Annotated in this window: 19 protein-coding genes; 8 read left to right on the forward strand and 11 right to left on the reverse strand. The window is 67.5% G+C overall.

Features of this window, described 5'->3' with window-relative positions:
• Positions 1-2: 2 nt before the first annotated feature.
• The 4 genes from panE to ACUVWL_RS18325 form a co-directional block, all read right to left on the reverse strand.
• Entirely contained in the window at positions 3-941 is a 939-nt protein-coding gene (gene panE / locus ACUVWL_RS18310; RefSeq protein WP_241887727.1) for a 2-dehydropantoate 2-reductase, read from the reverse strand.
• A gap of 187 nt (positions 942-1,128) precedes the next feature.
• Positions 1,129-1,896 carry a hypothetical protein gene (locus tag ACUVWL_RS18315; RefSeq protein ID WP_041863959.1) on the reverse strand — a complete coding sequence of 256 codons (768 nt, stop codon included), beginning with the start codon at positions 1,894-1,896 and terminating at the stop codon, positions 1,129-1,131.
• A gap of 367 nt (positions 1,897-2,263) precedes the next feature.
• On the reverse strand, positions 2,264-3,055 hold the full coding sequence (locus tag ACUVWL_RS18320; protein ID WP_014038898.1) for an ABC transporter permease: 792 nt from the start codon (positions 3,053-3,055) through the stop codon (positions 2,264-2,266).
• Complete coding sequence (locus ACUVWL_RS18325) at positions 3,052-4,020, reverse strand: ABC transporter ATP-binding protein (protein ID WP_005411567.1); 969 nt, start codon at positions 4,018-4,020, stop codon at positions 3,052-3,054. The genes ACUVWL_RS18320 and ACUVWL_RS18325 overlap by 4 nt, the downstream gene beginning before the upstream one ends.
• A gap of 84 nt (positions 4,021-4,104) precedes the next feature.
• Here ACUVWL_RS18325 and ACUVWL_RS18330 point away from each other — a divergent pair, with 84 nt between their 5' ends.
• Positions 4,105-4,854 carry a ferredoxin--NADP reductase gene (locus tag ACUVWL_RS18330; protein ID WP_014648809.1) on the forward strand — a complete coding sequence of 250 codons (750 nt, stop codon included), beginning with the start codon at positions 4,105-4,107 and terminating at the stop codon, positions 4,852-4,854.
• A gap of 264 nt (positions 4,855-5,118) precedes the next feature.
• Here the strand turns inward: ACUVWL_RS18330 and ACUVWL_RS18335 are convergent, their stop codons facing one another.
• The 3 genes from ACUVWL_RS18335 to ACUVWL_RS18345 form a co-directional block, all read right to left on the reverse strand.
• Positions 5,119-6,288, reverse strand: a complete 1,170-nt coding sequence (locus ACUVWL_RS18335) for a lytic polysaccharide monooxygenase (RefSeq protein WP_445978639.1) — start codon at positions 6,286-6,288, stop codon at positions 5,119-5,121.
• A 181-nt stretch (positions 6,289-6,469) separates the two neighbouring features.
• Positions 6,470-7,639 (reverse strand): lytic polysaccharide monooxygenase, encoded by a 1,170-nt coding sequence (locus ACUVWL_RS18340; protein WP_142235044.1) that lies wholly within the window; start codon positions 7,637-7,639, stop codon positions 6,470-6,472.
• Positions 7,640-7,830: 191 nt separating this feature from the next.
• Positions 7,831-8,358: a DUF1203 domain-containing protein gene (locus ACUVWL_RS18345; protein WP_041863955.1), complete on the reverse strand. Its 528-nt coding sequence runs from the start codon at positions 8,356-8,358 to the stop codon at positions 7,831-7,833.
• A gap of 296 nt (positions 8,359-8,654) precedes the next feature.
• Here ACUVWL_RS18345 and ACUVWL_RS18350 point away from each other — a divergent pair, with 296 nt between their 5' ends.
• The 3 genes from ACUVWL_RS18350 to ACUVWL_RS18360 are packed head-to-tail and all read left to right on the forward strand — an operon-like array spanning position 8,655 to position 12,105.
• On the forward strand, positions 8,655-10,181 hold the full coding sequence (locus ACUVWL_RS18350; protein ID WP_445978640.1) for an alpha/beta hydrolase: 1,527 nt from the start codon (positions 8,655-8,657) through the stop codon (positions 10,179-10,181).
• The gene (locus tag ACUVWL_RS18355) at positions 10,178-10,924 is read left to right on the forward strand and encodes an ABC transporter ATP-binding protein (protein WP_046433110.1); all 747 of its coding nucleotides are present in this window, start codon (positions 10,178-10,180) and stop codon (positions 10,922-10,924) included. The genes ACUVWL_RS18350 and ACUVWL_RS18355 overlap by 4 nt, the downstream gene beginning before the upstream one ends.
• Positions 10,921-12,105 (forward strand): ABC transporter permease, encoded by a 1,185-nt coding sequence (locus tag ACUVWL_RS18360; RefSeq protein ID WP_126411496.1) that lies wholly within the window; start codon positions 10,921-10,923, stop codon positions 12,103-12,105. Before ACUVWL_RS18355 ends, ACUVWL_RS18360 begins: the two co-directional genes overlap by 4 nt.
• Before the next feature lie 24 nt (positions 12,106-12,129).
• On the opposite strand, the gene ACUVWL_RS18365 is transcribed toward ACUVWL_RS18360, so the two are convergent.
• On the reverse strand, positions 12,130-12,840 hold the full coding sequence (locus ACUVWL_RS18365; protein WP_180835848.1) for a transposase: 711 nt from the start codon (positions 12,838-12,840) through the stop codon (positions 12,130-12,132).
• 99 nt (positions 12,841-12,939) lie between these two features.
• Complete coding sequence (locus tag ACUVWL_RS18370; RefSeq protein ID WP_445979175.1) at positions 12,940-13,737, reverse strand: AraC family transcriptional regulator; 798 nt, start codon at positions 13,735-13,737, stop codon at positions 12,940-12,942.
• A gap of 78 nt (positions 13,738-13,815) precedes the next feature.
• Here ACUVWL_RS18370 and ACUVWL_RS18375 point away from each other — a divergent pair, with 78 nt between their 5' ends.
• The gene (locus ACUVWL_RS18375) at positions 13,816-14,070 is read left to right on the forward strand and encodes a hypothetical protein (protein ID WP_049442042.1); all 255 of its coding nucleotides are present in this window, start codon (positions 13,816-13,818) and stop codon (positions 14,068-14,070) included.
• Between the two features lie 83 nt (positions 14,071-14,153).
• Here ACUVWL_RS18375 and ACUVWL_RS18380 read toward each other — a convergent pair whose 3' ends face one another.
• Together ACUVWL_RS18380 and ACUVWL_RS18385 are read right to left on the reverse strand one after the other, a co-directional pair.
• Positions 14,154-15,167, reverse strand: a complete 1,014-nt coding sequence (locus tag ACUVWL_RS18380) for an energy transducer TonB (RefSeq protein ID WP_014648799.1) — start codon at positions 15,165-15,167, stop codon at positions 14,154-14,156.
• A gap of 201 nt (positions 15,168-15,368) precedes the next feature.
• Complete coding sequence (locus ACUVWL_RS18385) at positions 15,369-16,010, reverse strand: TIGR00645 family protein (RefSeq protein WP_445392003.1); 642 nt, start codon at positions 16,008-16,010, stop codon at positions 15,369-15,371.
• 110 nt (positions 16,011-16,120) lie between these two features.
• Here ACUVWL_RS18385 and ACUVWL_RS18390 point away from each other — a divergent pair, with 110 nt between their 5' ends.
• The 3 genes from ACUVWL_RS18390 (at position 16,121) to ACUVWL_RS18400 (ending at position 19,740) form a co-directional block, all read left to right on the forward strand.
• Positions 16,121-16,810, forward strand: a complete 690-nt coding sequence (locus ACUVWL_RS18390; RefSeq protein ID WP_014648797.1) for a glutathione binding-like protein — start codon at positions 16,121-16,123, stop codon at positions 16,808-16,810.
• A gap of 163 nt (positions 16,811-16,973) precedes the next feature.
• Complete coding sequence (locus ACUVWL_RS18395; protein ID WP_445978641.1) at positions 16,974-19,199, forward strand: S9 family peptidase; 2,226 nt, start codon at positions 16,974-16,976, stop codon at positions 19,197-19,199.
• 25 nt (positions 19,200-19,224) lie between these two features.
• Positions 19,225-19,740, forward strand: coding sequence for a cytochrome c oxidase assembly factor Coa1 family protein (locus ACUVWL_RS18400; RefSeq protein WP_134809410.1), 516 nt, complete (start codon positions 19,225-19,227; stop codon positions 19,738-19,740).
• Positions 19,741-19,801: the final 61 nt, after the last annotated feature.

Raw genomic sequence — 19,801 nt, forward strand, 5'->3', positions numbered from 1 at the left:
GCTCACGCGCCGCGCAGTGCCTGGTAGGCCTGCAGGCTGCTGTAGGCGACCTGCAGCAGCAGGGCTTCCTGGTCGGCCTTGCGCGCGCGGGCCAGCATGTCGCCGACGATCTGTTCGGCCTCCACCTGTTGGCCGGCTTCCAGGTCACGCAGCATCGATGCCTTCAGTGCCGAGCCGGCCTGGGTCAGGGTGCCGCGCGCGGTGTCCTGCGCGGCCACGGGAACCGGTTCACCGGCGGCTTCGGCCACGGCCAGGCATTCGTCGTACAGGCCGCGCACGATCGCCTCGCCATCATCGGTGGCAACGATGGTGCCGATGTCGGCGCGCAGCAGGCAGGTCGCCGCCGCCAGCGCGGTAAGGAAGGTGTACTTGATCCATTGTTCCTGGCCGATGTGTTCGCTGGCCAGGTGATCAAGATGGGCCTGCGCGCAGACCGCAGCGAAGGCGCGCACGCGCGCCGAGGCCGCGCCGCTGTCGCGCTCGCCGAAGGTGAGCTTGGCCGGTTTGCCCAGGTGCAGCACCGCACCGTCGGGGGCCTTGGTGGCGCTGATGAAGCACAGGCCACCAAGCACGGCGTCGCGGCCGAAGCGCGCGTCCAGTGCGTTGTAGTGATGCAGGCCGTTGAGGATCGGCAGCACGGTGGTGCCTGCGCCCACGGCCGGGGCAATGGCGTCGATCGAGCTGTCCAGGTCGTAGGCCTTGCAGCTGAGGATGACCAGGTCGAACGGCTTCTGCGCGGCCAATGCGGGCAGTGCATCAGCGGTGACATGCTGCACGGGGAAGCTGGCATCGCCGAGCGGGCTGCGGATGACCAGGCCGTCGCGATCCAGCTGGGCGGCGCGCGCGGGGCGCACGAGGAAGGTCACGTCCACACCGGCCTGGGCCAGGCGACCACCGAAGTAACCGCCGGTACCGCCGGCGCCGAGGATCAGGATGCGCATTGCACGTTCACCGTGTTCTGGGGAATCAGGATTTCGATTGTGCCGGAGATCGCGGCCAACGGCGGTGCCACTCGTGGTGGTTCGCGGAAAGCACGGTTCAGTGGGGTTGGCCGGGTGCGGCCACCACGGAAGACAGATCAGGAGCGGAAGCGGGCCGCTCGCTGCGCGAGCGCGTGTAGAACCGCGCTCAGGGCAGCTGTTCGCTGAAGCCTTCGGTGTATCCCAATAGAAGCGTGGTGCGGGAGGACAGCGTTGCAGCCAGTTGTGACCAGGTGTCGTGCGTTCCGGCAGCGTAGACGCGCTGCAGGTCCGCGACCAGAGCGTCCGCTTCCGCAGGCGACGGCGCGCTGTCACGCTGGAAGCCCAGCCACGATGCGCCAAGCCCGAACAGGCGGTAGTCGTAATGCTCTTGCAGGTGCCGGATCAGGGCGTGGTTCTGGAAGATGTTCCAGTCCGCGCTGAAGTAGCCGTTGGGCAGGGCGGCGATCAGCAGGTCGTCACGATCCACGGGCACCTGTTGCACGCAGACCACCTCGTCGACGATGAGATCCGGTGCGGCATTGGCCGCGACCAATGCCTCGATGTCTGCGTCATTGCACATCAGCGTGCCCGCCAGCGTGCTCCATTCCAGCCGATGCGTCGAATGCTCAAGCTGCGCGACCACATGCGCCAGCAACCGCCCGCGTGCCGCCAACGCATCGTCGGGGGTTGCCGGGTCTTCGTCCTCGTAGAGCGCGATGCGCGCGTCGTCTGATGCGTGCATGCTGGTGTAGCGGCACTGGCCGGCATCATCGAGCGTGCACAGGTAGCGATACCGGGGATCAGCCGCGTGCCGCGAGGCCAGGTATTCCAGCACCTCATCCAGCGTGGGTGAATCGCCCAGCAACGCATGGCTGAAGGCATCGATGGGGCCGTCCGACACGGCTTTGTCCAGCGCAATGGAAGTGATCTTCATCGCCACAGCCTAGCTGCAATCCCGAACGAGAAAAGCGGAACATCGGCTTTGCCGTGAAAGCTCCATCCACGCATGGCGTCGATCCATCGTGTCGACCAAGGTCGACACCTACCAGCAGCAGCGGAGAACGACATCCCGGCAGATCGCCGGAATTTGTCGAAGGCGGGGTGGGTCCGATTGCGGGGGTGTCCGCGGCATGGATGCCGCGGCCAAGCCCCCAGGGATGGGTTTACGGCGTCCCCCGCAATCGGACCCACCCCGCCATCCCCCGGATAGTCAGCTTTTGCCGTTGCCGTTGCCGTTGCCGTTGAAGTTGAAGTTGACGTTGATTCGGCGGGTGCAGGGCCGCAGGCCCTGCAGGCCACCCTTAGCTGCGCATGCCCACGCCACGGCGCAGCAGCCACAACGCCAGCGCCGTCAGCGCCACCACGAAGCCGATCATCAACCCATAGGCCACCGGCAGCGGCACATCGCTGCTGCCCAGCAGGCCATAGCGGAACGCATTGACCATGTAGAAGATCGGGTTCGCGTGCGTGGCCGCTTCGGCCCAGCCCGGCAGCAGCTTCACCGAATAGAACACGCCACCCAGGTAGGTCAGCGGGGTCAGGATGAAGGTCGGCACGATCGCCACGTCGTCGAACTTCTTCGCATACACCGCATTGATGAAACCGGCCAGCGAGAAGATCGTCGCGCCCAGGATCACCGTGGTCAGCATCACCAGCGGGTGCGGAATGCGCACCGGGGTGAAGAACATCGCGATGATCAGCACGATCACGCCCACCATCAGGCCGCGCAGCACGGCGCCGGCCACGTAGCCCCACAGGATCACCCAGTTCGGCATCGGGCTGACCAGCAGCTCTTCCACGTGGCGGCCGAACTTGGCACCGAAGAACGAGGAACTGATGTTGCCGTAGCTGTTCTGGATCACGCTCATCATCACCAGGCCCGGCACGATGAACTGCATGTACGTGTAGCCGCCCATGTCACCCACGCGCGACCCGATCAGGTTGCCGAAGATCAGGAAGTACAGGGTCATGGTGATCGCCGGCGGCACCAGGGTCTGGCCCCAGATGCGCATGATGCGGGCGACTTCGCGGCGCACGATGGTCATCAGTGCGATGCGGTTGCGCTGGCCGTCGGTCAGCTCGGTGGTGCTCATGCAGGCTTCTCCAGGTTGCCGGTGAGGCGCACGAACAGCTCCTCCAGGCGGTTGCTCTTGGTACGCATCGAACGCACGCGGATACCGGCCTCGTTGAGCGTGGCGAACACGCGGTTGAGGTCCATTGCGCGCGGCATGTCGATGTCCAGCGTGTGCGGGTCCGGCGCGGTCAGGGTCGCGCCCTCGATCACCGGCAGCTGCGCCGGCAGGTCACCGTCGATGTCCAGCAGGAAGCCCTCCACGTCCAGCTTGGCCAGCAGGGTGCGCATCGGCCCCTGCTCGACGATCTGGCCATGGTTGATGATCGCCAGGTGGCGGCACAGGTACTCGGCTTCTTCCAGATAGTGCGTGGTGAGGATGATCGTGGTGCCGGCAGCGTTGATCTCCTTCAGCACGCGCCACATGTCGCGGCGGATCTCGATGTCCACGCCGGCGGTCGGCTCATCCAGGATCAGCAGGCGTGGGCGGGTCATCATTGCGCGGGCGATCATCAGCCGGCGCTTCATGCCGCCGGACAGCGTGCGGCTCATCACCTGCGCCTTTTCCCACAGGTGGGCCCGCTTCAGTTCCTCTTCGGCGCGCTGCTCCGCTTCCTCGCGCGGCACGCCGTAGAAGCCGGCGTAGTTCACCAGGATGTCGAAGGGCTTTTCGAACAGGTTGAAGTTGATTTCCTGCGGCACCAGCCCGATCAGGCGCATGGTGGCGCTGCGGTTGCGCACCAGGTCGCTGCCGAACACCTCCACCTGGCCCTCGCTGAGGTTGACCAGGGAGCTGATGATGCCGATCAGGGTCGACTTGCCGGCACCGTTGGGGCCCAGCAGGGCGAAGAAGTCGCCCGGGGCCACTTCCAGGGAAACCCCCTTCAGGGCCTGGGTGCCGTTGTCGTAGGTCTTGCGCAGGTCGCGCACGCGCAGGGCGGGCGCCGTATCGTTCTGGGATGCCAAGCTCGAAGCCTTCGCGCCCATGGGCTGGCGCTGGAGAGGGGCGGGGAGGGGCTATTATAGAAGACCCCGAGGGCTTGCCCCGGCTACACACTGTCCCGAAAAGTCGTGCCTGTTCAATTCCCCCTCAAGCTGGTCGGCCGCCGCATGCTGGCCCCGACCGTCGGCCACTACCAGTTCGTGCGTGACGATGGGCAGCCGCTGGATTTCCAGCCCGGCCAGTTCATCCAGGTCCATTTCAGCTACGCCGATGGCACCGAAACCAAGCGCAGCTACTCGCTGGCGACCATTCACGACCACGCACTGGGCCCGGGCGAGGCGGTGGATATCGCGGTCAGCTTCGTGCCCGGTGGCGCCGCCACCGCGCTGTTCGAGGCGCTGGAGCACGGCGGCCAGATCAGTGCATCCGGCCCCTACGGCCGCTTCTGCCTGAATCCCGGTGACCACAATGCCCGCTACCTGCTGATCGCCACCGGTACCGGCGTTACCCCGTACCGCTCGATGCTGCCGCTGCTGGAAAAGGCCATGGCCGAACGTGGTGCGCAGATCGTGCTGCTGCAGGGCGCGCGCAGCCCGGGCGAGCTGCTGTACAGCGAGGACTTCTACAGCTTCGCCGAAAAACACCCGAACTTCCGCTATGTTCCGTGCCTGTCGCGCGAACTGCCCGCCGATCCGCATCCGGACGTGCAGCACGGTTACGTGCAGCAGGCGCTGGCCGGTTTCACGCCGGACCCGGCCACGGACATCGCCTACCTGTGCGGCAACCCGGACATGGTCGATGCCTGCGCCGAGCTGCTGAAGGCCGCCGGCCTGGGCAACCCGCAGATCCGCCGCGAGAAGTACGTCAGCAGCAAATAGGTCCGGCTGGCGCCGGCCGCTGGCCGGCAACCCCACGAACCTGGTAGTGCCGGCCGCTGGCCGGCAACCGCACGAACCCCGGTAGTGCCGGCCGCTGGCCGGCAACGGCATGAACCCCGGTAGTGCCGGCCGCTGGCCGGCAACCGCACGAACCTGGTAGTGCCGGCCGCTGGCCGGCAACCGCACGAACCCCGGTAGTGCCGGCCGCTGGCCGGCAACCCTGGAAACCGGAGGCGACCCCACGCCGCCCCCGGTGCCCTGCCTTCAGTACTCGATCCAGGCATCACGCCAGGCAGAGCCGGTACCCGGGCGGTAGGCCTCTGCATTGATGTTGCACCAGGCGCCTTCCGGGAACGGGCGGCAGGCATACAGCTTGCCGTCGGTGCCCTTCACCACGGTCTGGCCCGGCGTGTAGCTGCCGATACCCGCGGGGTATACGAAGTCGTAGTCGTCAGCCGGCGGCGGATCGATCGGATCGACCGGATCCGGCACGCGGGTATCGAGCTGGAACAGGTGGCCTGGCTTCAGATAGACGCGGTTCCCGGTAGCCGAGGCGACGGGCGTGATCACGCCGTTCTTCATCACCCCCACGCGCGCCTGCTGCGCAGCGCCATTGACCTTGCGGGCCAGTGCCAGCGGCCACTGGTTCGCAGCGGTCTGGCCGGCGGCAAGGGTGATCTGCGGGCTTTCCAGATCGTTGCCCTGGGCGTTGAAGACCCGCAGGGTCAGGATGGTGCCCACGTCCAGCGCACCACGGGCAGTGACCGGACCCGCGTCCTGCCACTGCGGCGGCGGGGTCACACCACCGTCCCCCTCGAAGCGCACGTCTGCGCAGGTATAGAACGCCTCGCCCGAATCCGAGCGCTGCCAAGTGTTGTAGATGATGTGCTGGCCGCTGCGCTTGGGTAGCGGGCAGTCCAGCTTGTAAACGTCACCGGAGACCGGCACGTTGCCCAGCGTGCAGAATTCCTGCAGGTCGGCCCAGCGCAGCGGGCTGCCCGGTTGCCAGCCATCGCGGGTGACATAGAACTTCCACTCGCGGGTGGCATGCGGGGCCGGCGCCTTGAACTCGAACGTGTAGCGGCCACGGGCGTCGGCACGGATCGGCGAGGTCTGCCAGTCACTGCGGTTCAGATCCAGGCCGCGGTACTTGCTGTTGCCGCCGCTGCACAACTCGCCATCGGGCACGACGGCCTGGTGGTTGCCATGGGCCTCGGCCTGGTTGATCCCGGCCCAGTCATAGAACGGTTGCGCACCACCGATGGCCTTGGCGGCAGCGCAGGCGGGGTTGGTCGGATTCTCGGGATTGCCCTGGTAACAGGCATAGACACGGCTGGCGGGTTTGGACAGGGTGCCGTGGGCGAACGCGCTGCCAGAGGTGGCAATGCCTGCGATCACAGACAGCGCGATGACGGTCCGGTGTGACAGATGCATGGAGATCTCCTGAGGGTGGTGAAACCCCGCGAAGTCTCGACATCCCACCCGCCCGCATCCATCGGATTACGTTGAAAAAAGCATCGCGTGGTTGCATATGGGAACGGCTTCCCACTCACACGCTGGCGCGTCTCACGCTATGCAGGGAACGGCGCTCTGCCACCGTTCCCTGTACCCGGTCTCAGTATGCAATCCACGCATCGCGCCAGGCCGCACCCACACCCGGCCGGTACGCCTCGGCGTTGACGTTGCACCATGCACCTTCCGGGAACGGGCGGCAGGCGTACAGCTTGCCGTCGCTGCCCTTCACCACGGTCTGGCCCGGCACATAGCTGCCGATGCCCGCCGGGTACACGTGGTCGAAATCACCGCCCGGTGACGGTGTACCCGGGTCGGGCACCTGGGTATCGAGCTGGAAGCGGTTGCCGTCCTTCAGGTACACGCGGTTGTCGGTGGCCGAGGCGGTCGGCGTGATCACGCCATTGGCAAGCACGCCCACGCGCGCGTGCTGGGCACTGCCATTGACCTTGCGGGCGAGCACCAACGGCCACTGCGCGGGTGCGGTCTGGCCGCTGGCCAGGGTGGCCTCCACACGTTCGACGTCATTGCCGTTGGCGTTGAACACGCGCAGCGCCAGCGTCGTGCCAACCGGCAGCTCACTGCGTGCGGTGACCGGGCCGGCGTCCTGCCATTGCGGTGCCGGTGCGGTCCCTCCGCCTCCCTGGAATCGCACGTCCATGCAGGTATAGAACGCCTCGGTCGAATCCGAGCGCTGCCAGGTGTTGTAGATCACATGCTGGCCGGTGCGCTGCGGCAACGTGCACTGAAGCTTGTAGGTGCCGTCGGCCGACAGCGGCGTATTGCCCAGCGTGCAGAACTCCTGCAGGTCGGCCCAGCGCAGCGGGCTTCCCGGCTGCCAGCCTTCGCGGGTAACGAAGAAGCGCCAGTCGCGCGTGGCGTGTGGTGCGGTCGCCTTGAACACGAAAGTGAACTTGCCATTGGCATCGGCCTGGATCGGCGTGGTCTGCCAGTCACTGCGGTTCACGTCCAGGCCGCGGAAGGTCGGGTTGTTGCCGCTGCACAGCTTCCCGTCGGGCACCACGGCCTGATGGTTGCCGTTGGCGTTGGCCTGGTTGATGCCGTTCCAGTCGTAGAACGCCTGTGAACCGCCAATCGCTTTTGCAGCGGCACAGGCCGGGTTGGTCGGGTTCTCGGGATTGCCCTGGAAGCAGGCATAGACGCGGCTGACCGGCGTGGTCATCGTGCCGTGGGCGAACGCGCTGCCGGCCAGGCACAGGCCCGCAGCGGCGAACGAGGTGGCCAGCAACAGCGGTGTGGATCGGAATGACATGGCGCATCCTTGTGGTCGTCGAAAGGGAACGGTGACCGCAGGAGCTGCGCTGCGCGGCGGACTTTCGGCGGCACCACGGCGAGTATCGAGCCGCACTGCAGGCGACGGAACCATCGCAGTGCCGATCCGTGACTGCGCATGTGAAGCCCTTCCCGCAGGCTTCACGCAGGGCTGAACGGATGCGCTGGACGTCACGTGACCGGCGTGGCATCGATCACGTCATGGAGATCACGCGACGCAGTCCCGGTACCCACCCGATCTGCCTGGCACGAGAAACAGCCATGCGCCGCGTTGTGCAGCTGCACGAACGCCACCGACGGGTCGGCAAACAGTGCATCCAGGTGGTCGGCCACCTCGGTGCCCGCGCAGACCTGGGCACCGCACATCAGCGCGGCGTGGTCATAGGCACGCATCGAGATCATCCGGCGCTGCACATACGGGGGCACCTCGCCCGGCGGCAGGACGCAACGGGTCACGCCGCGCTGCACGAAGATCGGGCCGGCGGCGCGGTACGGCGAATGCAGCGGCAGGTGGACGTGGGACAGCAGGAGCAGCTCGCTGCCAGGCGCGGGGTCGCTCAGGCTGATCCGGCAGGGATGTCCGCCGTTGGCGCCGGCCCAGCGACGCTGGATGCCGAGCGTGGCGAGCGCGCTGTCGCTCATCTCGAACAGGTGCAGGAAAGGGCGGTGGTCGATGCCGCCGAGGTACCACGCGTGCATGGGCGTCTCCTTGGGTTTTCCGCGGATTGTGCGCATGCGCCGGTCGCCGTGCTCGCCGTTTTCAGACCCCGCATCGCCCTCGGGCCGGAACACTGGCCCTTGGGGTGCTGCTGGCCGCCGCCGATGCCGCCCTGCACGGGCCAAGGCCGAGCGCGGGACTGCCAGGTCTGCGCGCCGTCGGCGGCGGATTCGTCATTGCCCATCGCCGTCGGCGCGCTGCCCGTGTAAGTTGGGTCACATCTTCCGCGGCAGCCCGTCGTGGTCGACAGGAACGTCCTCCAGGGGAAACGAGCACGATGCAAAGACACCACCTCGCGCTGGCCGGGATGCTGGCCAGCCTGATGCTTGCCGGGTGCAGCCAACCGCCGCCGGCCGCCGCCGGAAGCGCCAGCGATGCACCCAGCCGCCGCTTCGGCACGATCGACTTCCAGCCCTGCACGTTGTCCACCGAAGGCGCCAGCGCCAACGTGGAGGCGCAGTGCGCCACCCTGCAGGTGCCGGAGAACCGGGCCCAGCCCGATGGCCGCCGGATCGGCCTGCGCATCGCCTGGCTGGAATCGGGCAGCAGCGGCGCCAGCCAGCCCGACCCGGTGTTCTTCCTGGCCGGCGGCCCCGGCCAGGCGGCCAGCGAGGTGGCGGTCATCGTCGATACCGCACTGCGCCAGGTGCGCAAGCAGCGCGACGTGTTCCTGATCGACCAGCGCGGCACCGGCGGCTCCAACCCGCTCAGCTGTCTGGGCGCAGATGGCAAGCCGCTGCAGATGGACGAGGATGCCGCGCCTTCCGAGGCATCGCTGCGCGACTACGCCCAGCGCTGCGCCGCATCGCTGCAGGGGCGTGCCGATGCGCGCTTCTACACCACCACCGAGGCGATCGCCGATCTGGATGCGGTGCGTGCGGCGCTCAGTGTGGACCAGCTGAACCTGGTTGGCGGCTCCTACGGTACCCGCGTGGCCCAGCGCTATGCCGGGGCCTATCCGCAGCACACCCGCAGCATCGTCATCGATGGCGTGGTACCGAACGAGCTGGTGGTCGGTGGCGACTTCGCGACCACCTTCGAGGATGCGATCGCCCTGCAGTCGGCGCAGTGCCGCAAGGATGCCGCGTGCAGCAAGCGTTTCCCGACCGACACCCGCGCGCAGCTGCGCAGCGTGGTCGACACCCTGCGCCGTGCACCGGTCTCGGTCGAGTATCGCGACCCGGGTACCAACGCACCGCGGCAGGATGTCCTGACGCCGGACAGCGTGGTCGGCCTGGCCTTCGCCTTCTCCTACGTGCCGCAGTATTCCTCGCTGCTGCCACTGGTGCTGGATGAAGCCGCGCACGGTCGTTATGCCCCGTTGGCATCGCTGGCGCGCGGCGCGAACCGCAGCATGGATTTCCAGATCAACCGCGGCATGCAGTGGTCGGTGATCTGCAGCGAGGATGCGCCGCGCTACCACGCGCCGGCCGAGGACCCCGAGCGGCTGTTCGGCAACGAAGTGGCCAGCGCCTTCTTCGCCGCCTGCCCGGTGTGGCCGCACCGTCCGGCGCCGGCAACCGATGCCGTGCCGCTGCGCAGCGACGTGCCGGCACTGCTGCTGTCCGGTGAGCTGGACCCGGTGACCCCCCCGCGCTACGCCGCACAGGTGCTCAAGGGCCTGCCCAATGGCCGTGCGCTGGTCGCCCGTGGCCAGGGCCATGGCACGTTGACCGCCGGCTGCATGCCGCGGCTGCTCGGCCAGTTCATCGACAAGACCGATGCCAAGGCGCTGGATGCCGGCTGCCTGGACACGCTGAGCTACGTGCCGGCGTTCACCTCGTTCAACGGATGGGAACCATGATCGTCGCCGACAACCTGCACAAGGCCTTCGATACCCGCACGGGCCGCATCCAGGCGGTCGCCAACGTCGGCTTCCGCGCCGGCGATGGGCAGATCACCGGCCTGCTCGGCCCCAACGGTGCCGGCAAGACCACCACCATGCGCATGCTCTACACGCTGATGACCCCTGACCAGGGCAGCATCAGCGTCGATGGCATCGATGCCGCCGGCAATCCGGTGGAGGTACGTCGCCACCTGGGCGTACTGCCCGATGCGCGCGGCGTCTACAAGCGTCTGACCGCGCGCGAGAACATCGCCTACTTCGGCGAGCTGCATGGCCTGTCGGCCGAGCGCATCCGCGAACGCATCGAGGTGCTGTCGCACGCGCTGGACATGGGCGACATCCTCGACCGGCAGACCGATGGCTTCTCGCAGGGCCAGCGCACCAAGACCGCGATTGCCCGCGCGCTGGTGCACGATCCGCGCAACGTCATCCTCGACGAACCGACCAACGGCCTGGACGTGATGACCACGCGCGCGCTGCGCCGCTTCCTGCTGGGCCTGCGCGAAGAGGGTCGCTGCGTGATCCTGTCCAGCCACATCATGCAGGAGGTGGGCGCGTTGTGTGACCACATCGTGATCATCGCCAAGGGCACGGTGATGGCCGCCGGCAGCGCCGATGATCTGCGTGCGCAGGCCGGTGAAGCCAATCTTGAGGACGCGTTCGTGAAACTGATCGGCAGCGAAGAGGGCCTGCACGCATGAGCATGATGTCGACCCTGATGACGGTGATGCGCAAGGAACTGCGCGACCTGTCGCGTGACCGCCGCACGCTGCTGCTGACCCTGCTGTTCGGGCCGCTGCTGTACCCGGTGCTGCTGCTGGGCATGGGCAAGCTGGCCGAGAGCCGGGTGCGCACCCAGATCGAGGAGCCGTTGCAGATCCCGACGATCGGCGCGGAGAACGCGCCGAACCTGGTGCGCTTCCTCGCCGCACAGGGCCTCAATGCCGCACCGGCGCCGAAGGACCTGGCCGAGGCCATCCGCAGCCAGGATATCGATGTGGCGCTGCGCATCAGCGGGGACTTCGGCAAGGACTGGGCCGAGGGCAAGCCGGCGCTGGTGGAGGTGATCAAGGACAGCACGCGTCGCGCGGCCGAGGTACCCAGTGCACGCCTGGAGGCGGCGCTGGCCACCTACAACGGCCAGGTCGGTGCCTTGCGCCTGATGGCACGCGGCATCGATGCACAGGTGGCACGCCCGCTGGACGTGGCACGCCAGGACCTGGCCAGTGCCGAAGCCAAGCGCGGCATGATCCTGTCGATGCTGCTGCCGGTCCTGCTGACGCTGACCTCGTTCATCGGGGGCGCCTACCTGGTGATGGACGCCACCGCCGGCGAGCGCGAGCGGCAGTCGCTGGAACCCCTGCTGGCCACGCCGGGCTCCCGCAGCGCGATCGTCAGCGGCAAGATCGCCGCCGCCTGCGTGGTCGGTTTCGTGTCGCTGCTGCTGACCCTGGTCGCGTTCAAGGTGAGCGCGCAGATCGCACCCGGCAACATCGGCCGCCAGTTCAACATGAACGTCGGCTCGATGCTGCAGATGCTGCTGGTGATGCTGCCGATGCTGCTGATCGGTACCTCGCTGCTGACCTTCCTGTCGGCCGCGGCCAAGAGCATGAAGGAAGCGCAGAGCCACATGACCTGGCTGATGCTGCTGCCGATGCTGCCCGGCTACGCACTGGTGGCCTACCCGCTGAAGAGCGAACTGTGGCAGTACGCCGTGCCGTTCCTGTCGCAGAACCAGATGCTGCTGAAGGTGATCCGCCACGAGACCATCACCCCGACGGTCTGGGCGATCTACCTTGGTGCCAGCCTCGGCCTGGCCGCCGTGCTGTGGTTCGCCGCCGTGCGCCGCTACCACAACGAGCGCCTGGCCATCTCCGGCTGACCCCAAAAAAGGGGACGGAGGGGATTAAGTCGTTTCTGCCCCTCCCGTCCCCTCCTTGCGCGGGCGGCCTTGTCTTCGCATCGCCACCGGCCGCCCGAGCATCTTCTCTACCATCCGCAGGAACGCAGCATCCCCCAACGGACGCTGTTTGGCGCTATGACTGCGGATTGCGGGCAGATCGGCGGACGCATTCACATCGCGCAGGAATCGCGCATACACCGTCGTCCTGTTGCGAGCGGTCGCGGCCAACGCTCTGAATGCGGGATGCGGGGTCAGCATGGGGTCATCGCGTCGTTGAAGGTTGCCGTGCACGCTGGACCACGGATGATCTTCAGCACTGACCGCAATGCCGGCACGAACGGGATTGCGTTCGATGTAGCGGTATACGCTGAGCAGGTAAGCGTCGCTGTCGATCATCGAGGAATGGAAGCGGCCCTGCCACAGGGGACCGGTGCGGCCGTGCCGCTGGTTGAAAGCCTGTACATAGTTGTTGCCCTGCATGCGCATTGCATCGGCCAGCCCACGCTGCGTGGATGGCGTGGCCAGCAGGTGGATGTGGTTGTCCATCAGTACGTAGGCATGCAGTGCGACGCGGTGCTTGAGGAAAGCGCTGTGCAGCAGATGCAGGAACAGTTGCCGGTCGATGTCGTCGACAAAGATCGCACCCTTGTTCACACCGCGCTGGACCACGTGATAGGCCTGGCCGGCCAGCATCAGGCGCGCTTGTCGGGGCATGGGATTCCCAGGTCGAAGGGGGCCTCAGCCTGGCATCGGCACCGTGGCGTAGGGCATCAGGTAATGCCGCGCAGGCGTATCGGAGGAGTCAGAAGCGACTTAATCCCCTCCGTCCCCTTTTGCGTACCGCGCGGGCGTTACCCCCATCTCGCGCTTGAATACGTTGATGAAGGAACTGGGGGTGTCGTAGCCCATCGACAGGGCGACGCTGATCACCGGCTCGCCTGCCAGCAGGCGTGGCAGTGACAGCAGCACGCGCAGGCGCTGCCGCCACTGGCCCAGGGCCATGCCTGTTTCGGCCTGCCAACGGCGGGCGAGGCTGCGGCTGGACAGTCCGCTGGCGGCTGCCCACGCTTCGACGCTGCGCAGGTCGTCCGGCGAACGCGCCAGCGCCGCCGCGATCCGCCGCAACCGGCGATCCCGCGGCTGTGGCAGGGCAAATGGCAAGGGAGTGCTGGCACGGATCTCATCGGCGATGACGCCGGCCAGGCGTGCCTGCGCAGCGTCCAGTGCCTGATGCGGCCAGCGCAGTGCGCGCGTCACCGCCGCCTGCAACAGCGCATCGGGTTGGAAAATACGGGGCAGCGGGGGCAGATCCAGGCCGGTATCGGCGCGGACGTACAGGCTCCAGCCATCGAATGCGTCTGCCCCGAGCAGCGCATGGGGCAGCAGCGGCGGTATCCAGGCAACGTGCCCGGCCGGAAGCAGCCACTGCAGATTCCCGGCTTCGATCCGCAACAGGCCCTGATGGGCGCCCAGCAATTGACCGCGCCGGTGTTGGTGGCGGGCGGTGCGCCGCCTCCCGGGCACGCGCAGCTGGCCGGCCAGCACGATGGGGCCGTCGTCGGCGTCCGCCAATGCCGGATCAATCAAGCCGGTCGGTGTCTGATCTGCCATATCCATTGGCAGTTATACGGCAGAAGCGCCGATCCGCGCGCGCCACACTGGGCGCCCATTTCAACACGAGCCGCCCCGATGCAGCCCCAGGACATCCTTCCCGACCACCAGAACGAAGTACAGGTAAACGGCCTCACCGTGCGCAAGGGCAGCGTCGGCGCCTTCCTCGCCAGCGTCCGTGACTGGCAGGACCCCGCCAGCGATGACGCCACCCGGGCCACCGCCGAAGCAGATCTGCGTGGGCTGCTGCCGGGCCTGCATGCGCTGGGCCTGTTCCAGGTGCTGGCCGCGCGCGATCCGGCACTGCAACGCCTGATCGACAGCCTCTCCTGAAACGAACACGGCCCGGACATGCCGGGCCGTGTCCTCATTGCGGGGGCGGAAACGACTTAATCCCCTCCGTCCCCTTTTTGCGGTCAGGTGCCGCCCGGGGCGAATACCAGGGTACGGCGGGTGGTGACCGGTGCGCTGACCGGCTCGAAGCGCCAGCGCTTGACCGCGTTCATGGCTTCGCGATCGAAGACGCGCGACGGTGTTGCGCGCAATACGCGGGCGTTGGTCACTGAGCCGTCGGTGCCGACGGTGATTTCCACCAGCACTTCGCCGGAGGTGCCTGCACGCAGTGCCTCGGACGGATAGCGCGGCGCCGGGGTGCTGACCGGGCGCAGGTTCGGCGCCGCAGCGGCCGCTGGAGCCGCGGCCTGGCGTGCGGCACTGGCCTGCTGGGCGGCGGCCTGCTGCTGCTTCAGCTCGGCTTCGCGGCGCGCGGCGGCCTGGCGCTCGGCTTCCTGGCGCTCGTTGTCGCGGCGGGCGGCATCCTGCTGCGCAGCGATCTGCTTGGCCGCGTCGGCTTCCTTGGCACGCTGCTCGGCCAGGCGCTGCTGTTCGGTCTGCTGCTTGCTGCGGTCCTCGGCGTCCTTCTTGGCCTTCTCGGCTTCGGCCTCGGTGCGCTTGGCCGCGTTCTGCACGCCCTTGGCCAGGCCGTCCTTCAGGCGCGGCAGGGCCGGCGCGGATGCATCCACCTTCTCGATCAGCGCCACCAGCCGCTGCGCTTCGGTGTAGTCCTCGCGCCCCAGGTGCTGCTCGGCGGCGATCAGGGTGTACGGCAGCAGGTCGGTCAGCGCGCTCTTCACCGAGGCGTCGTCCGGGGTCTTGTCGCGCAGGGCGAGGTAGTACTCGATGGCGTTGTCGCCGGCCGGCGCGTACATGCGGTTCTCGCGCAGGGCCTGGCTGGCCGACTCACGCAGCTGCTCGGTGCCCATCGACTGCACCTTGGCGGCGACCACCGGTGCGGCAGGTGCAGCGGCGGTGGGGGCGGCGGCCGGAGCCGGTGCTGCGGATTCTTCCTTGCCCGAGCAGGCGGCCAGCGCCAGTGCCAAGGCAACCGGCAGCCACCGGCGCGCGGCGGTGATCGTTGAGACGTGCGACATCCTGCTCCCCTTTAGAAGACGACGTGACGTAAATCATTGATATGCATGGCCGGGACCCGTGGTCCAGGCGCGGCAGGGTAGCGTTTCCCGACGCCACCGCCGGCAACGGCGAGGATGCAATCTAGCATCCCGGCCACCGCCCCGCACAAGGGGTGGTGGCCGGGTGGGGCCGCGGCGATCATGTCGTGGCCGGCGGCGACCTCAGTAGTCGTGTGCCTTGTCGTGCGACTTGCTGTGGCCGTTGGACATCAGCTTGTCGGTCCAGGCGATGCCGATCGCCGACAGGATGAACACGCAGTGGATGATGGTCTGCCACAGCACGCCTTCCTGGGTCATGGTCGTGCAGGTATCGACGCCAGCGTTGTAGAAGCTGGTCGAAGCCGAAGACACTGCTGCCGCCCATTGTTCCGGCTTGCACAGTGGCAGTCCCTTCAGCGCGCTGGTGGCAATGAAGGTCTTCAGCAGGTGGATCGAGGAGATGCCGATGATCGCCATCGCCAGCTTCACCTTCAGCACGCTGGCGTTGACGTGGCTCAGCCATTCCGGCTGGTCCGGGTGGCCTTCCAGGCGCAGGCGCGAGACGAAGGTCTCGTAGCCGCCGACGATCACCATCACCAGCAGGTTGGAGATCATCACCACGTCGATCAGGCCCAGCACGATCAGCATGATCTGCTGTTCGCCCATCGACACCGAGTGGGACAGCAGGTGCCACAGTTCCTTGCCGAACAGGAACACGTAGACGCACTGGGCAAGGATCAGGCCCAGGTACAGCGGCAGCTGCAGCCAGCGCGAGGCGAAGATCAGCGAGGACAACGGGGACAGGGGACGGGGACTGTGGCTCATGCAGGACAGTGCGTTTCGGGGGAGCCGCGAGGTTACCGGCCCGCCATGACGGTGCCAACCCAACTCACGCACTAGACTTCAGGTTCCTTTCCGCACCCCGAGCCGACGCCATGATCGACCTGTATTACTGGCCCACCCCGAACGGCCACAAAGTGACCCTGCTGTTGGAGGAAGCCGGCCTGGAGTACCGCATCCACCCGGTCAACATCGGCTCGGGTGACCAGTTCAAGCCAGAGTTCCTGGCCATCTCGCCCAACAACAAGATGCCGGCCATCGTCGACCACGCCCCGGCCGATGGCGGTGCCCCGCAGAGCGTGTTCGAGTCCGGTGCGATCCTGCTGTACCTGGCCGAGAAGACCGGCCGCTTCCTGCCCAGCGACCCGCGCGGCCGCGTGACCACCTTGGAATGGCTGTTCTGGCAGATGGCCGGCCTGGGCCCGATGAGTGGCCAGATGGGCCACTTCAACGTGTACGCACCAGAAAAAATTCCCTATGCCATCGAGCGCTACGACAACGAAGTGCGCCGCCTGCACGGGGTGATGGACAAGCGCCTGGCCCAGCACGCCTTCCTGGCCGGCGACGAGTACACCATCGCCGACATGGCCAGCTACCCGTGGATCGGCGCCTACGACAAGCTGCCGGTGGACTTCGCCGCGTTCCCGAACCTCAAGCGCTGGCACGAGGCCATCGCCGCGCGCCCGGCCACCCAGCGCGCCTATGCGCTGCGCCAGCAGGTGAACCCGAACGCCGGCAAGCCGCTCAGCGACGAAGAGCGCAAGCACCTGTTCGGCCAGCGCTGACCCGCCGCGGGGTCGGATCCCTTTGCAACGCAAAGGGCCCTGACCCCAGCACCGCAGCATGGGCAGAAGGTCATGCTGCCTTCCTGCACGGGCTTGGTTAGGATGGGGGAACGACCGCCCCGCGCCCGCCGCCGGGCGGACCTGCCGTTTGCCGGGATCCTCCATGCGCCACCTGTTCGCTTCGCTTGCCCTCATGCTCGCCACCAGTACCGCCGCCCACGCCGAAAAGCTGACCCTGGAGGCCATCACCGGCCCGCTGCCGCTGTCCGGCCCGACCCTGATGAAGCCCAAGGTGGCGCCGGACGGTTCGCAGGTCAGTTTCCTGCGCGGCAAGGACAGCGATCGCAACCAGCTGGATCTGTGGACCTACGACATCGGCAGTGGCCAGACCCGGTTGCTGGTTGATTCCAAGGTGGTGCTGCCCGGCACCGAGACCCTCAGCGATGAGGAAAAGGCGCGCCGCGAGCGCCAGCGCATCGCCGCGATGACCGGCATCGTCGATTACCAGTGGTCGCCGGACGCACAGCGCCTGCTGTTCCCGTTGGGCGGCGAGCTGTACCTGTACGACCTGAAGCAGCAGGGGGCGGCGGCCGTGCGCCAGCTGACCCACGGTGAGGGCTTCGCCACCGACGCCAAGCTGTCGCCCAAGGGCGGCTTCGTCAGCTTCATCCGCGGCCGCAACCTGTGGGTGATCGACCTGGCCAGTGGAAAGCAGCTGCAGCTGACCCGCGACGGCAGCACCACCATCGGCAACGGCGTGGCCGAGTTCGTCGCCGATGAAGAGATGGACCGCCACACCGGTTACTGGTGGGCACCGGACGATTCGGCCATCGCGTTCGCGCGCATCGACGAGGCACCGGTGCCGGTGCAGAAGCGCTACGAGGTCTACGCCGACCGCACCGATGTGATCGAACAGCGTTACCCGGCCGCCGGTGACGCCAACGTGCGCGTGCAGCTGGGCGTGATCGCACCTGCCGCCGAGGCGCAGCCGCGCTGGGTCGACCTGGGCAAGGAACAGGACATCTACCTGGCCCGCGTCGATTGGCGCGATCCGCAGCACCTGAGCTTCCAGCGCCAGTCACGCGACCAGAAGCAGCTGGACCTGGTGGAAGTGGCACTCGACTCCAACCGCCAGCGCGTACTCGCCCACGAGACCAGCCCGACCTGGGTACCGCTGCACAACAGCCTGCGCTTCCTTGAAGACGGCAGCGTACTGTGGTCGTCCGAGCGCACCGGCTTCCAGCACCTGTACCGCATCGACAGCAACGGCAAGACCACCGCGCTGACCCACGGCAACTGGCCGGTGGACGAGCTGCTGGCGGTGGATGAGACGGCCGGCAAGGCCTACTTCCGTGCCGGCATCGAAAGCCCGCGCGAAAGCCAGATCTACGCGGTATCGCTGCAGGGCGGTGAGCCGCAGCGCCTGTCGAAGGCGCCGGGCATGCACAGCGCCACGTTCGCCCGCAATGCCAGCGTCTATGTGGACAGCTGGTCCAACAGCACCACGCCGCCGCAGATCGAGCTGTTCCGCGCCAACGGCGAGAAGATCGCCACACTGGTGGAAAACAACCTGGCCGATCCCAAGCACCCGTATGCGCGCTACCGCGACGCGCAGCGCCCGGTCGAGTTCGGCACGCTCACCGCCGCCGACGGCAAGACGCCGCTGCACTACAGCCTGATCAAGCCGGCCGGCTTCGATCCGTCCAGGCGCTATCCGGTGGCGGTGTATGTCTATGGCGGCCCGGCCAGCCAGACTGTCACCGACAGCTGGCCCGGCCGTGGCGACCATCTGTTCAACCAGTACCTGGCCCAGCAGGGCTACGTAGTGTTCTCGCTGGACAACCGCGGCACCCCGCGCCGCGGCCGCGACTTCGGTGGTGCGCTGTACGGGAAGCAGGGCACGGTGGAAGTGACCGACCAGCTGCGCGGCGTGGCCTGGCTCAAGCAGCAGCCGTGGGTGGACCCGGCGCGCATCGGCGTGCAGGGCTGGTCCAACGGCGGTTACATGACCCTGATGCTGCTGGCCAAGGCGTCGAACCAGTACGCCTGCGGCGTGGCCGGTGCCCCGGTCACCGACTGGGGCCTGTACGACAGCCATTACACCGAGCGCTACATGGACCTGCCGGCGCGCAACGACGCCGGTTACCGTGAAGCGCGCGTGCTGACCCACATCGATGGGCTGCGCTCGCCGTTGCTGCTGATCCACGGCATGGCGGACGACAACGTGCTGTTCACCAATTCGACCAGCTTGATGAGCGCGCTGCAGAAGCGCGGCCAGCCGTTCGAGCTGATGACCTACCCGGGTGCCAAGCATGGCCTGTCCGGCGCCGATGCCCTGCATCGCTACCGTGTGGCCGAAGCCTTCCTGGGGCGCTGCCTGAAGCCTTGAAACACAGACGGGAAGGAGCCCGCCGATGACACTGCCGCCGCCGATTCCCACCCACGGCCCGAAGCCCGCCGGCTGGTGGTCCCGCCACTGGCGCTGGGCGATGCCCGTGGCCGTGCTGCTGGTGCTGGCCGGGGCCGGTGGCACGGTGGCCTGGAGCGTGCTGCGCTGGAGTGAGGCGGCACGCGAGAGCCCACCGATGCGCGAGGCGATGCGTCGCGCCGGCTGCAGCATCGAACTGGTGGAAGCCTTCGGCGAGCCGCTGCGTATCGAATCGATGCCGCTGGGCAGCATGCAGACCGCGCTCAACGGCCAGCGCGATGTCGGCCTGACCGTGGCCCTGGAAGGCCCCCGCGCACACGGCCGGTTGTTCGTGAAGGGCACCCGCAGTGACGACGTGTGGGACTACCCGGTGATGTACGTGCTGGGCGAGAACAAGCAGACCTTCGACCTGACTGCGCTGGATGACGATGAGGCCGCGCAGGAATGCGAACTGCAGGCCTGCCGCGAACGCGGCGAATGCCCGCTGACCGCAGCGTTGTGACCTCCGGCCGATTGTCGCCACCGCGCTGAGCGCGTAGGGTGCGGGCAACCCTGTCCTGGAG

It is taken from the genome of Stenotrophomonas muris (assembly GCF_052751275.1).

Excerpts from the sequence above, each read along its gene's own strand:
- panE (WP_241887727.1), bottom strand. The coding sequence starts at position 941 with ATGCGCATCCTGATCCTCGGCGCCGGCGGTACCGGCGGTTACTTCGGT.
- ACUVWL_RS18315 (WP_041863959.1), bottom strand. The coding sequence starts at position 1,896 with ATGAAGATCACTTCCATTGCGCTGGACAAAGCCGTGTCGGACGGCCCC.
- ACUVWL_RS18320 (WP_014038898.1), bottom strand. The coding sequence starts at position 3,055 with ATGAGCACCACCGAGCTGACCGACGGCCAGCGCAACCGCATCGCACTG.
- ACUVWL_RS18325 (WP_005411567.1), bottom strand. The coding sequence starts at position 4,020 with ATGGGCGCGAAGGCTTCGAGCTTGGCATCCCAGAACGATACGGCGCCC.
- ACUVWL_RS18335 (WP_445978639.1), bottom strand. The coding sequence starts at position 6,288 with ATGCATCTGTCACACCGGACCGTCATCGCGCTGTCTGTGATCGCAGGC.
- ACUVWL_RS18340 (WP_142235044.1), bottom strand. The coding sequence starts at position 7,639 with ATGTCATTCCGATCCACACCGCTGTTGCTGGCCACCTCGTTCGCCGCT.
- ACUVWL_RS18345 (WP_041863955.1), bottom strand. The coding sequence starts at position 8,358 with ATGCACGCGTGGTACCTCGGCGGCATCGACCACCGCCCTTTCCTGCAC.
- ACUVWL_RS18350 (WP_445978640.1), top strand. The coding sequence starts at position 8,655 with ATGCAAAGACACCACCTCGCGCTGGCCGGGATGCTGGCCAGCCTGATG.
- ACUVWL_RS18355 (WP_046433110.1), top strand. The coding sequence starts at position 10,178 with ATGATCGTCGCCGACAACCTGCACAAGGCCTTCGATACCCGCACGGGC.
- ACUVWL_RS18360 (WP_126411496.1), top strand. The coding sequence starts at position 10,921 with ATGAGCATGATGTCGACCCTGATGACGGTGATGCGCAAGGAACTGCGC.
- ACUVWL_RS18365 (WP_180835848.1), bottom strand. The coding sequence starts at position 12,840 with ATGCCCCGACAAGCGCGCCTGATGCTGGCCGGCCAGGCCTATCACGTG.
- ACUVWL_RS18370 (WP_445979175.1), bottom strand. The coding sequence starts at position 13,737 with ATGGCAGATCAGACACCGACCGGCTTGATTGATCCGGCATTGGCGGAC.
- ACUVWL_RS18375 (WP_049442042.1), top strand. The coding sequence starts at position 13,816 with ATGCAGCCCCAGGACATCCTTCCCGACCACCAGAACGAAGTACAGGTA.
- ACUVWL_RS18380 (WP_014648799.1), bottom strand. The coding sequence starts at position 15,167 with ATGTCGCACGTCTCAACGATCACCGCCGCGCGCCGGTGGCTGCCGGTT.
- ACUVWL_RS18385 (WP_445392003.1), bottom strand. The coding sequence starts at position 16,010 with ATGAGCCACAGTCCCCGTCCCCTGTCCCCGTTGTCCTCGCTGATCTTC.
- ACUVWL_RS18390 (WP_014648797.1), top strand. The coding sequence starts at position 16,121 with ATGATCGACCTGTATTACTGGCCCACCCCGAACGGCCACAAAGTGACC.
- ACUVWL_RS18395 (WP_445978641.1), top strand. The coding sequence starts at position 16,974 with ATGCGCCACCTGTTCGCTTCGCTTGCCCTCATGCTCGCCACCAGTACC.
- ACUVWL_RS18400 (WP_134809410.1), top strand. The coding sequence starts at position 19,225 with ATGACACTGCCGCCGCCGATTCCCACCCACGGCCCGAAGCCCGCCGGC.